The 10,375-nt window shown below is 62.5% G+C and carries 14 protein-coding genes; 3 read left to right on the top strand and 11 right to left on the bottom strand.

The annotated features are described in order from the left end of the window. Window positions 1–177: 177 nt before the first annotated feature. The 10 genes from EN781_RS14990 to moaA form a co-directional block, all read right to left on the bottom strand. Window positions 178–1,047 carry an NAD(P)-dependent oxidoreductase gene (locus EN781_RS14990; RefSeq protein ID WP_126054504.1) on the bottom strand — a complete coding sequence of 290 codons (870 nt, stop codon included), beginning with the start codon at window positions 1,045–1,047 and terminating at the stop codon, window positions 178–180. Window positions 1,048–1,160: 113 nt separating this feature from the next. Further along, window positions 1,161–1,991, bottom strand: coding sequence for an ABC transporter permease (locus EN781_RS14985; RefSeq protein WP_126054505.1), 831 nt, complete (start codon window positions 1,989–1,991; stop codon window positions 1,161–1,163). Next, window positions 1,988–2,701: an ABC transporter permease gene (locus EN781_RS14980; protein ID WP_126054506.1), complete on the bottom strand. Its 714-nt coding sequence runs from the start codon at window positions 2,699–2,701 to the stop codon at window positions 1,988–1,990. The genes EN781_RS14985 and EN781_RS14980 overlap by 4 nt, the downstream gene beginning before the upstream one ends. A 122-nt stretch (window positions 2,702–2,823) precedes the next feature. Continuing rightward, the gene (locus tag EN781_RS14975; RefSeq protein ID WP_127400095.1) at window positions 2,824–3,606 is read right to left on the bottom strand and encodes an ABC transporter substrate-binding protein; all 783 of its coding nucleotides are present in this window, start codon (window positions 3,604–3,606) and stop codon (window positions 2,824–2,826) included. 211 nt (window positions 3,607–3,817) lie between these two features. After that, on the bottom strand, window positions 3,818–4,327 hold the full coding sequence (mobB, locus tag EN781_RS14970; RefSeq protein WP_126054508.1) for a molybdopterin-guanine dinucleotide biosynthesis protein B: 510 nt from the start codon (window positions 4,325–4,327) through the stop codon (window positions 3,818–3,820). Beyond that, on the bottom strand, window positions 4,324–4,950 hold the full coding sequence (gene mobA, locus EN781_RS14965; RefSeq protein ID WP_126054509.1) for a molybdenum cofactor guanylyltransferase MobA: 627 nt from the start codon (window positions 4,948–4,950) through the stop codon (window positions 4,324–4,326). The genes mobB and mobA overlap by 4 nt, the downstream gene beginning before the upstream one ends. A 56-nt stretch (window positions 4,951–5,006) precedes the next feature. Beyond that, entirely contained in the window at window positions 5,007–5,927 is a 921-nt protein-coding gene (locus tag EN781_RS14960) for a DMT family transporter (protein ID WP_126054510.1), read from the bottom strand. A 120-nt stretch (window positions 5,928–6,047) separates the two neighbouring features. Beyond that, entirely contained in the window at window positions 6,048–6,404 is a 357-nt protein-coding gene (locus EN781_RS14955; protein ID WP_126054511.1) for a hypothetical protein, read from the bottom strand. 121 nt (window positions 6,405–6,525) lie between these two features. Then, the gene (locus EN781_RS14950; protein ID WP_126054512.1) at window positions 6,526–6,999 is read right to left on the bottom strand and encodes a hypothetical protein; all 474 of its coding nucleotides are present in this window, start codon (window positions 6,997–6,999) and stop codon (window positions 6,526–6,528) included. A 54-nt stretch (window positions 7,000–7,053) separates the two neighbouring features. Then, the gene (moaA, locus tag EN781_RS14945; RefSeq protein WP_126054513.1) at window positions 7,054–8,049 is read right to left on the bottom strand and encodes a GTP 3',8-cyclase MoaA; all 996 of its coding nucleotides are present in this window, start codon (window positions 8,047–8,049) and stop codon (window positions 7,054–7,056) included. Window positions 8,050–8,259: 210 nt separating this feature from the next. On the opposite strand from moaA, the gene EN781_RS14940 reads away from it, so the two are divergent. Continuing rightward, entirely contained in the window at window positions 8,260–8,613 is a 354-nt protein-coding gene (locus EN781_RS14940) for a DUF971 domain-containing protein (RefSeq protein WP_126054514.1), read from the top strand. A 73-nt stretch (window positions 8,614–8,686) separates the two neighbouring features. Beyond that, window positions 8,687–9,298, top strand: a complete 612-nt coding sequence (locus EN781_RS14935) for a pyridoxamine 5'-phosphate oxidase family protein (protein WP_126054515.1) — start codon at window positions 8,687–8,689, stop codon at window positions 9,296–9,298. 134 nt (window positions 9,299–9,432) lie between these two features. Here the strand turns inward: EN781_RS14935 and EN781_RS14930 are convergent, their stop codons facing one another. After that, window positions 9,433–9,885, bottom strand: coding sequence for a MarR family transcriptional regulator (locus tag EN781_RS14930; RefSeq protein ID WP_126054516.1), 453 nt, complete (start codon window positions 9,883–9,885; stop codon window positions 9,433–9,435). 47 nt (window positions 9,886–9,932) lie between these two features. Between EN781_RS14930 and EN781_RS14925 the strand changes: the two genes are divergently transcribed. Continuing rightward, window positions 9,933–10,375: alpha/beta hydrolase (locus EN781_RS14925; protein WP_189347584.1), on the top strand; the 443-nt coding region annotated here is incomplete at its 3' end.

The raw sequence follows: 10,375 nt of genomic DNA, 5'->3' as shown, positions 1-10,375 counted from the left end.
TTGCGCTTGATCTTCTTGGCGATCTGCCGCTGCACGCCGTGCGGAATCCCCAGCGCGCGCTCGATCTTGATGCCGTAGCGCAACATGCCGCGGCGATTTTCCTCCGAGCCGATCGAGCGCAGATAAGCGACGATTTCGTCGGCGCTCGATTGGGGCGAAAGCTCGGCCATGGCGCCCCTATTTCTCCAGACGAGCCAGCAGGGAAGAGGTGTCCCAGCGCCGACCGCCCATCGCCTGCACATCCTTGTAGAATTGGTCGACGAGCGCCGTCACCGGCAGCTTGGCGCCGTTGCGGTCGGCCTCCGCCAGGCAAATGCCGAGATCCTTGCGCATCCAGTCGACAGCGAAACCGAAATCATATTTACCGGCATTCATCGTCTTGTGGCGGTTTTCCATCTGCCAGGAGCCGGCCGCACCCTTGGAGATCACCTCGATCACCTTCTCGATGTCGAGCCCGGCCTTCTTGCCAAAATGGATGCCTTCGGCCAATCCCTGGACGAGCCCTGCAATGCAGATCTGGTTGATCATCTTGGTGAGCTGGCCGGCACCCGACGGCCCCATCAGCCCGACCATGCGGGCAAAAGCATCGATCACCGGTTTGGCCCGGTCGAAAGCTGCTTGCTCGCCGCCCACCATCACAGTGAGCACGCCGTTCTCAGCGCCGGCCTGGCCGCCGGAAACCGGCGCATCGAGGAAGGAGAACCCGAGCGCCTGCGCCTTCTCCGAAAGCTCGCGGGCGACTTCGGCGGAGGCAGTGGTGTTGTCGATATAGACCGCGCCCTTCTTCATCGATTGGAAAGCGCCGTCGGCGCCAATCGTCACCGAGCGTAGATCGTCGTCATTGCCGACGCAGGAGAAGACGAAGTCCTTGCCTTCGGCGGCTTCCGCCGGCGTCGCCGCGAAGTGGCCGCCATGCTGGCCGACCCATTGCACGGCCTTGGCAACAGTGCGGTTGTAGACGGTGACGTCGTGGCCGCCCTTGCTCCTGAGGTGCCCGGCCATCGGATAACCCATGACGCCAAGACCGAGAAATGCCACCAATGCCATGGGCTTGCCTTCCAAACGGGAACCAGATTTTGCTGGCGCAAGCTCTAGGCCATGCGGCGAATACGTCAAGACGCGGGGACGCTCCAACGACTGGTGCAGAAAGGCGGTTTCGGTCAGCGCTTAAGGTGAATGGTGATCCGGCGTTCGATCCATTCGATCGCGTGACGCAGCACCTCGACCATCACCAGATACACGACGGCGACCCAGATATAGGCCTGAATATCGAAGGTGCGGGAGTAGGTCAGTTTTGCCATGCCCATCAGGTCGTACACGGTGATGATGGCGACGATCGCGGACGCTTTGATCATCAGGATAAGCTCGTTGCCATACGGCCGCAGCGCGACCACCATTGCCTGCGGCAGGATGATCTTCCACAACGTCTGCAATTTGTGCAGGCCGAGTGAAGCAGCACCCTCCCATTGGCCTTTCGGCACGCTTTCGATGGCGCCGCGCAGGATTTCGGCCTGATAGGCGGCCGTGTTGAGGGCAAATGCAAAGACGCCACAGTTGAACGCCTCACGGAAAAAGCCCCACAGCCCAACCATTTCGAGTTGTGGTTTGAACGAGCCGACCCCGTAATAGACCAGAAAGGTCTGCACGAGCAGCGGCGTTCCGCGAAAGAAATAGACGTAACAATAGGCAAGACCGGACAGGATGCGGTTCTTCGACATGCGCGCATAGGCGACCGGAAGTGACAGTATGGCGCCAAGGACAATCGAAATGCCAACCAGCGAAAGCGTCACACCCAGCCCTTGTAGGTAGCTAGGGCCGTACTTGGCAAAGAGTTCGCTGTTCCAGGCGAGAGCCAGATAGGCGACAATGCCGCCGCCAGCGGCAATCCAGAGGCCTATCAGCACGTAGCCGACAATTCGGGAGCGCGGCCAGCCACGTGCTCGCGGGGGAGGCCGTTCCACAACGCTTTTGGCGTCGGCCGCAACGCTCATCGCCGTACCTCCCGCTGGGCAAGCGAGCGCTGTATGGCGCCGGTGGCGAGGGATGAAATGACCGCCAAGATAAGAAATACCACGGCGGCCACACTGAAGAACAGGAATGTGTGTTTGGTGACGCGTGCGGCCACGCCAGCTTGACGGAGCGTTTCTGCCAAACCGACCACTGACACCAGCGACGTGTCCTTGAGCAGGCTCAGCCAGCAATTCTCCAGGCCCGGAAAGGCGATGCGAACCAGTTGCGGCAAAATCACTTTGCGCATCGTTTGCCCGTATGAAAGGCCAACTGCGTAGCCACCCTCATATTGGCCCTTTGGGATGGCCCGGAACGCTGAAAGGAAAACCTCGCTGGCGTAAGCCGAAAAGATGATGGCAAGCACGATCATGCCAGCGACGAAGGCGTTAACATCGATTGTCGCCTCGGGCCTTACCAGTCTGATGAGATATTGCAGGATCAGCGGGCCGCCGAAAAAAAACAGAAACAGCGTCACCAGTTCGGGCAATCCACGGAAGATCGTCGTGTAGATGTTGGCGGCAATGCGCAGCGAGGGTTCCTCGGATTGTTTTCCCAGCGCTACAAAAAAGCCGATCGTCAATCCGATTGGAAGCGTTGCGAGGGCCAGAAGAACCGTGACAGCAGCACCAGAGACGATGTCGTCAAGCCAGCCATCGGGTCCCCAACTGAGAAGCGTCCATACGCTCAGCATCCGCTCGCCTATTCTCCCACATTCGCTCTTTTGAGAGCCATGCCGCAGCACCCCTCGCGCCCGACCTGCATTTGCAGGAACGGCGGGAAAATCCCGCCGTTCCTGTCGTCAACCCTGGCGGATCAGGAATCGCCGCCGTAGACGTCGAACTTGAAGTACTTGTCGTTGATTTCCTTGTATTTTCCGTTGGCCCGAACGGCGTCGATCGCGGCATTGAACTTGTTGACCAGGTCGGTCTCGCCCTTGCGCACGGCAATGCCGGCGCCCGGACCATGGATCTCGACCACCGGCTTGATCGCCCCGACCAGCTTGCAGCAGGCGCCGTCAGGCGAATCCAGCCACTGCTGCAGCACGACGATGTCGTCATTAGCGGCATCGAGGCGGCCATTGGCGAGATCGAGCTGGTATTCCTGCGCGGTCGGATAGGGCTTGACCGTGCTGTCGGTGTAAGTCTTGCTCGCGTAGTTGAAATGCGTGGTCGCGGCCTGCACGCCGATCGTCTTGCCGGCCAGGTCTTCCTTGTTCACGCCCTTGATGTCGCTGTCTTTCGGCGCGACGATCGCCGGCGGTGTGTTGTAGTATTTGTGGGTGAAATCGACCTTTTCGGCGCGCTCGGGCGTGATCGACATCGAGGCGATGATGGCGTCGAACTTGCCGGCCTGCAGCGCCGGGATGATGCCGTCCCAGTCCTGGGCGACGAAGGTGCACTTGACCTTCATCTCGTCGCAGAGCGCCTTGGCGATATCGACGTCGAAACCAACGAGCTGGCCGTCGGCGGTCAGATTGTTGAAGGGCGGATAGGCGCCTTCAGTGCCGATTCGCAGGGTCTTTTCCTGAGCCTGGGCAACGCCAAGCGTCAGCAGCGCGGCCGAAGCGGCGAGCGCAATACGCAGTGCAATACGCATGATAATCCTCTCATGTATCCGGCCGCTGTTCCATGCGGCTCTGTGAGCGGTGCTTTTGACCGCCCGCTGGTGGCGATACTCCCACTCTTTCCCCGAAAAAAGCAACTGCAAAACAATGGCTCTGGGGATTTGCATTCCCGGCCAAAGATGACGCAAGGTTAGAGGTCGGGAACAAGTTTAGCGGCGGCTGAAAGCTGTTTCGCCGGCGCGCTCAGCGCCCCAAGCCCGAGACGCTTTCGACGAAGTCGGCTATCGATTTGACGTCGTCGAGATCGAAGACCGGCAGGCTCCCGCCTTCGGCAGCGAAGTCCGCGGCGATGGCGACGATGTTTGGATCATTGACTGACAGCGGCGTCCTGTCCTTGGCCTCAAGGCGGCGCGTCTCGATCTTCTTGTGCGCCTCGCGCTTGTAGCCTTCGACCAGCACGATGTCGGATAGCGCCAGCCGCGCCAGGATCGCCTCCAGCGTCGGCTCATCCTCATCGCGCAATTCGTGCATCAGCGCCCAGCGTCGGCCCGATACGACCGCGACCTCGGTGGCGCCGGCCTCGCGGTGGCGAAAGGAGTCCGCGCCAGGCTTGTCGATGTCGAAATCATGATGGGCGTGCTTGACCGTCGAGACCGTCCAGCCGCGCCGCACCAATTCGGCGACCAGCTTCTCGGTCAGTGTCGTCTTGCCGGAGTTCTTCCAGCCGGTGATGCCAAAAACGCGCCTGTTCATTCCTCGATGCTCTGCAGCAGTCGCTCGGCGATCGCAAGATCGTCCGGCATGTTGATGTTGAAGAACGGGTCGATCTGCTGCCCGCCCGACGCCATCATTGGAAACTCCACGTCGACGACGTCGTGCCGGTCGATGAAGGCGGAGACCCGCCGGTTGTCCTCGTCGACCAGGAACCGGCGCAAGGCGTCATGCAGGCCAAGCGGCCAGAGCGCAAATGTCGGATGCCGCCTGCCGCCGGAGCTGGCGACAGTGATCGCTCCGGGCTTTGTGGCGGCGGCCGTAGCCAGCCGCTCGATCAGATCTTTCGGGAAAAAAGGCGTGTCGCCGGCGACAGTGACGACGGCATCGCAGGCGATCGACGCCCACTCGATGCCGGTCAGTATCCCGGCAAGCGGCCCGGCGTGGCCTTCCACCGTATCGGCAAGCACCGGCAGCCCGAACCGGGCGAAGCGCGCCGGATCGCCGTTGGCGCTCAGCGCCAGCGGCCCGACCTGTGGAACGAGGCGCGCCACGACGTGGTCGAGCAGGCTGCGGCCGCCGAGCACAAGCAGGGTCTTGTCGCCGCCGCCCATGCGCCGTGACTGGCCGCCGGCCAGGATGATGCCCGCTATGTTCTGGTCCATCGTGCGCTGTCTTCTAGCTGCCGGATCGCAAAGTCTCGGCGATCCTTGGGGCTGGCCTATATGCCGTCCGGCGCCATGTCAGGTCCAGCGCTTTCGGCGGCGGTCTGCCGTCGGCCGACGATGCGCTCGCGGTAGAGCGCGTAGAGGCCGGAGCCGACGATGATGGCGGCGCCGACGATCATCGGCAGGTCGGGGACATCGCCGAAGATGACGAGGCCGAGCAGGATCGACCAGAGCAGGGCGGTGTAGCGGAACGGCGCAATGAAGGAGATGTCGCCGGAGCGCATCGCCATGATGATAAATTGGTAGCCGATCAGCACCAGCACTGCGGCCAGCGCCAGCAGCGCCGTGGCCTTGCCGCTCATCGGCGTCCAGCCGCCCATCGGCGCAAGCAGCGCAGCGCCCAGCACCGTCATGGCCAGCGCCGTGGCGGTCGATACCAGAAGCGTCGGGATCGCTTGCGGGATGCGCCTGGTGGAGAGATCGCGCACCGCGCAGCAGGCGACACTCGCCAGCGCCAGCAGCGAATAGATGCTGAAGCCTTCGAAGCCCGGCCGCACGATAACCAGCACGCCGGCAAAGCCGACGGCGATCGCCAGCCAGCGCCGCCAGCCGACACCCTCGTTGAAGAACAGCGCCGCGGCCATCGTAACCGCCAGCGGCAGCGCCTGCAGCACCGCCGAGACATTGGCGATCGGCAGATGCGCCAGCGCGACCAGGAACGAGACCGTTGCGCCGGCTTCGCCGGCCACGCGCATAGCCACCATCGGCTGCAGCATCGAGCGTGGTGCGGCCAGCGCGCCGCGCTGCCAGGCAAGCAGGCCGACGAACAGCGAGGCGAAGGCCCCCCGGATCAGCATGACCTGCGCCATGTTCATCGATTCGGAGGAGAATTTGGTGATCGCGTCGTTGAGGGTGAAGCCGACCATGGCCACCATCATGAACAGCGCGCCGCGCAGGTTTGGCGAAAGGGGCAAGGGCGTCACCGGTTGTGCTTTGGATCAGCCTCTATCAGCGAGCCGCAAAACAGCAACGTCAAAGCACTGGGCCACAGCCTTTCGCCGTGGCCCGCAAAGATCCGCGCGAAGGCGAAGGACTTACTTCGGCGTCAGCACTTCGGTGCCGCTGCCTTCCTTGCCGGCGATGGTCCAGAGGCCGTGCAGCGAGCCGTCTTCCTCGACCTTATAGACGACGAGGCCGATCTCCTTGCCCATCACATAGCCGGCGGAGAAAGCATTGTCGTTGCGCATGCAGATGCCGTCGGACGACGAACCGCCGGTTTCCCAATGGATGGTGCAGGTCGTCTCGCTGGTCAGCGTGATAGTCGCTTCGCCGCCATAGGCGGAGCCGTCGAAATTGGTGCCTGCGACTGTATATTTGCCGCCGATCGACTGCGCCGCCGCCGGTGCCGCGGCAAAGCCGAGCATTGCAAGGGCAACAATGAATTTGCGCATGTTGTATTCCCCCTGTGAGTGACAAAATCACGTCCACGCGAAGGCTAGGCTGGAACATCGAGTCGGTAAATCCGCTGCCCTTTAGCGGACAAGGATTATTCCGTGGTGTGGCGCAAAATGCTCACGGCCCTTCAAGGCTGCCCGCGATGGCGCCAACAAGCGGATCGTATTTCGATTTCACTGCTTGCGGATACTCAATCCAGACCGTGCGGATGACGCCGTCCTTTCCGAACAGGCGACGCTCATAGAAGATCTTGCCGTCCTTGATGCCGGACAGCACGGCCCAGTCCTTGCCGGCCTTGCTGTAGGTGATCTTGTAGCCTGGCTCGGTGCTGGCCTTCTCGGCGGCGACAAAGCCTTTCGGCGTATCGTCATCGATGTTGAGGATGCCGGAGCAGATCAGGCTGGCTCCGTCGGGCGCGCTCCATTGCTGCCCGTCGCCATTCTCCGGCTCGGGCTGACGGATGCTGAAGATCTCGCCCGGGAAGGTGCAGACAGTGCCGAAGCGCTGATTGGTGTAGGTGAACGGCGCGGCGCCGGCGGCGGCTGCCAGGCTCAACGCCGCGACGGCCAGGATCGGGAAAACACGTTTCATGCCAGCCTCCAGTCGATCGTCGGAGGCGATCCTTGCACGAAACTGGCGAGAAAATCAGCCGCCGGTCACACTCATATGGCGGGAGACCGATGGGCGGCTGGTGCGGCGGTCGATGATGAAGTCGTGCCCCTTGGGCTTGCGCCCGATCGCCTCGTCGATTGCCGCCGAGACCAGTTCGTTGCCTTCGGACGCACGCAACGGCGCCCGGAGGTCGGCTGCGTCTTCCTGGCCCAGGCACATATAGAGCGTGCCGGTGCAGGTCAGCCTGACGCGGTTGCAGCTTTCGCAGAAATTATGCGTCATCGGGGTGATGAAGCCGAGCCTGCCGCCGGTCTCGGCGACATGGACATAGCGGGCCGGCCCGCCGGTCTTGTAGGGGATGTCGTTCAGCGTGAACTGACGCTCGAGTGAGGCCCTGAGCAGGGACAACGGCAGATACTGGTCGGTGCGGTCGGCGTCGATCTCGCCCATCGGCATGGTTTCGATGACGGTGAGGTCCATGCCGCGGCCATGCGCCCAGCGCAGCATCTCAGGCAGCTCCAGGTCATTGAAATCCTTCAGCGCCACGGCGTTGAGCTTGACCTTCAGCCCCGCCGCCTGCGCGGCGTCGATGCCTTCCATGACCTTGCCGAGATGGCCCCAGCGGGTGATCTGGTGGAACTTGTCGGCGTCGAGCGTGTCCAGCGAGACATTGATGCGCCTGACCCCGCAATCGGCGAGTTCCGCGGCAAAGCGCGACAGCTGCGAGCCGTTGGTGGTCAGCGTCAGTTCTTCCAGCGCGCCGCTCTTCAGATGGCGCGACAACTGGCGCACCAGATGCATGATGTTCTTGCGCACCAGCGGTTCGCCGCCGGTGAGACGCAGTTTCCGCACACCCTTCTCGATGAAGACGGTGCAGAGCCGGTCGAGCTCTTCCAGCGACAGCAGATCCTTCTTGGGCAGGAAGGTCATATCCTCGGCCATGCAATAGGTGCAGCGGAAATCGCAGCGGTCGGTGACCGACACCCTGAGATAGCTGATCGTTCGACCGAAGGGATCGATCATATCCATGTTGCAAGCATTTCCCGTGACCTCGAGCAGCGGCGCTGCAAGCGTTATATATGGCTATGTGATACGATCCGCTGCTTCATTCAAGATAGCCGCTCTCGATCTTTGGTAACATTCCCCGGCCGACATTGCATGTCGGCTGCGCTCCAATGGCCTTTTCGCCTGCGGCGAAGCAGCGTAGGGAAGGGTTGAAACGACGCAGGAACGATCCGCATGACCGCGCCGAAGGAACTCCGGGTCTCGAAGGACCGCAAGCTGCTTACCGTCACCTTTGCGGACCACCAGCCGTTCGAATTGCCGGCCGAGCTGCTGCGCGTGCTGTCGCCCTCGGCGGAAGTGCAGGGCCATTCGCCGGAGCAGCGCGTGACCGTGCCCGGCAAGCGCAATGTCGCCATCCTCAAGATAGAGCCGGTCGGCAACTATGCGGTGCGCATCACCTTCGACGATTTCCACGACACTGGGATATTCACGTGGAACTACCTGCACACGCTGGGTCACGAGAAGGAGGCGCGCTGGAGCGCCTATCTCGCCGAGCTGGCGGAGAAGGGGCTCGGCCGCGACCGTTAGGCCGTGTCATCCGCACTGTCGTCAGGGCGTCATGGATGTGGAGTAGCGCCGGCAAAGGTTTGGAGACAAAAAGATGTCGGTCATCACAACGGTCGAACAGCTCGAAGCGCTCTATGGGGCTCCAGGCGAAGCCTCGATCGTCAAGGAACTCGACCACATCATCCCCGAATACGCCGCCTTCATCGAGGCCTCGCCCTTCGCGGCACTGGCGACCGCCGGGCCGGAGGGGCTCGACTGCTCGCCGCGCGGCGATCTCGGCGGCTTCGTGCGCATCCACGACCAACAGACGCTGATGATGCCTGACCGCCGCGGCAACAACCGCGCCGATTCGCTGAAGAACATCATCCGCGACCCTCGCGTCGGCCTCTTGTTCCTGGTGCCCGGATCGGGCACCACGCTGCGCGTCAATGGCAGGGCTCACATCACCACCGACGCCGGGCTCTGCGCCTCCTTCAGCGTCGACGGCAAACCTGCACGTTCGGTCACCGTGATTGCCGTCGATTCGGTCTATTTCCAATGCGCCCGCGCCATCGTCCGGTCGGAGCTGTGGAACCCGGCGAAGCATGTCGATCCGAAAGCGCTGCCGACGCCCGGCCAAATACTGGAAATCACCAGCCGGAAAAACATCGACGGCGAAACCTACGACAGGGAATGGCCCGAGCGGGCAAAGAAGACGATGTGGTAGATTCAGGTGAGGCTGGCGTGCAAATGGCGGCCTCCTGCGCTTCCTGTGCTCACGCACGTTAAGTACGCTTCGCTCCGGTTATCGGAGGCCATCATCTTCGGCGCATCCTGACCTGCATCTCGGTGCGCCGGCGCTTATGCTTCCTTCAGCACATCGGCGATCTTGCGCATCTGCTCACCGATCATGTCGCACTGCTCCGCAGTCGACTGGCTCATCGCCTTCTCGATCAGCGCCATGTGAACCTTCAGCGCCTGCATCAGCAGGGCTTCGCCTTCCACGGTCAGGCTTAGCCTGAGCACGCGCTTGTCCTTCTCGTCGCCCTCGCGGCGCAGCAGGCCGCGGGTCTCCAGCTGCGGCAAGAGCATGGTGATGTTGGAGCGCCCGACCAAGAGCTTGCGGGCAAGGTCATGCTGCGACATGCCGGGATGGCGGTAGAGGTTCATCAGAACGTCGAGCTGTGCCGGCTTGAGATCCAACGGTGCCAGTTTCACCGCCAGCGTGCGCTCCACCACATGGCAGGCGCGCGCCACCGCGACCCAGTTGCGAAAGCGCGGGTTGTCCCAGGGCAGGTCTTGCTTAATGTTCATGTTTGAACTATTATGTTCATGCTTGAACGAATGGATGGATCGACACTATGGCATCATTTGGTCTGAAGGTCATCCGGGGCGTGTTCGGCGCGGCCGAGCATGTGGCACCTCGCCTCAGCGGTCGCGCCGCGTTCGAACTGTTCTGCCGCACGCCGAACGTCAAGGCGCTGAGCGACGGCGAGCGCCGCGCTGTCGAGCGGGCCGCGGCCTTCATGGCCGAGGCGCGGCATCATCGGCTGAAGACGAAGAAGGGCTGTGTCATGGTGCATGAATTCCGGCCCGAGCCGGGCAGGGCGCCGGCCAGCACCGTGCTCGTCATCCATGGCTGGCGTTCGCGCACCGAATATATGCGCGCGCTGATCGAAGGATATCGCGGCGCCGGCTACAAGGTTGTCTCGCTCGACCTTCCGGGCCACGGCCAATCGCAGGGCCGCCGTCTGAACATGGTCAACGCGGTCGAGGCGGCAAGGGTCGCCGGCGAATGGTTCGG

Origin of the sequence: Mesorhizobium sp. M4A.F.Ca.ET.090.04.2.1, from assembly GCF_003999085.1 — a bacterium.
GTDB lineage: Bacteria > Pseudomonadota > Alphaproteobacteria > Rhizobiales > Rhizobiaceae > Mesorhizobium.
The sequence above is the reverse complement of the archived record's forward strand: the minus strand, read 5'-3'. Positions and strand labels throughout refer to the sequence as shown.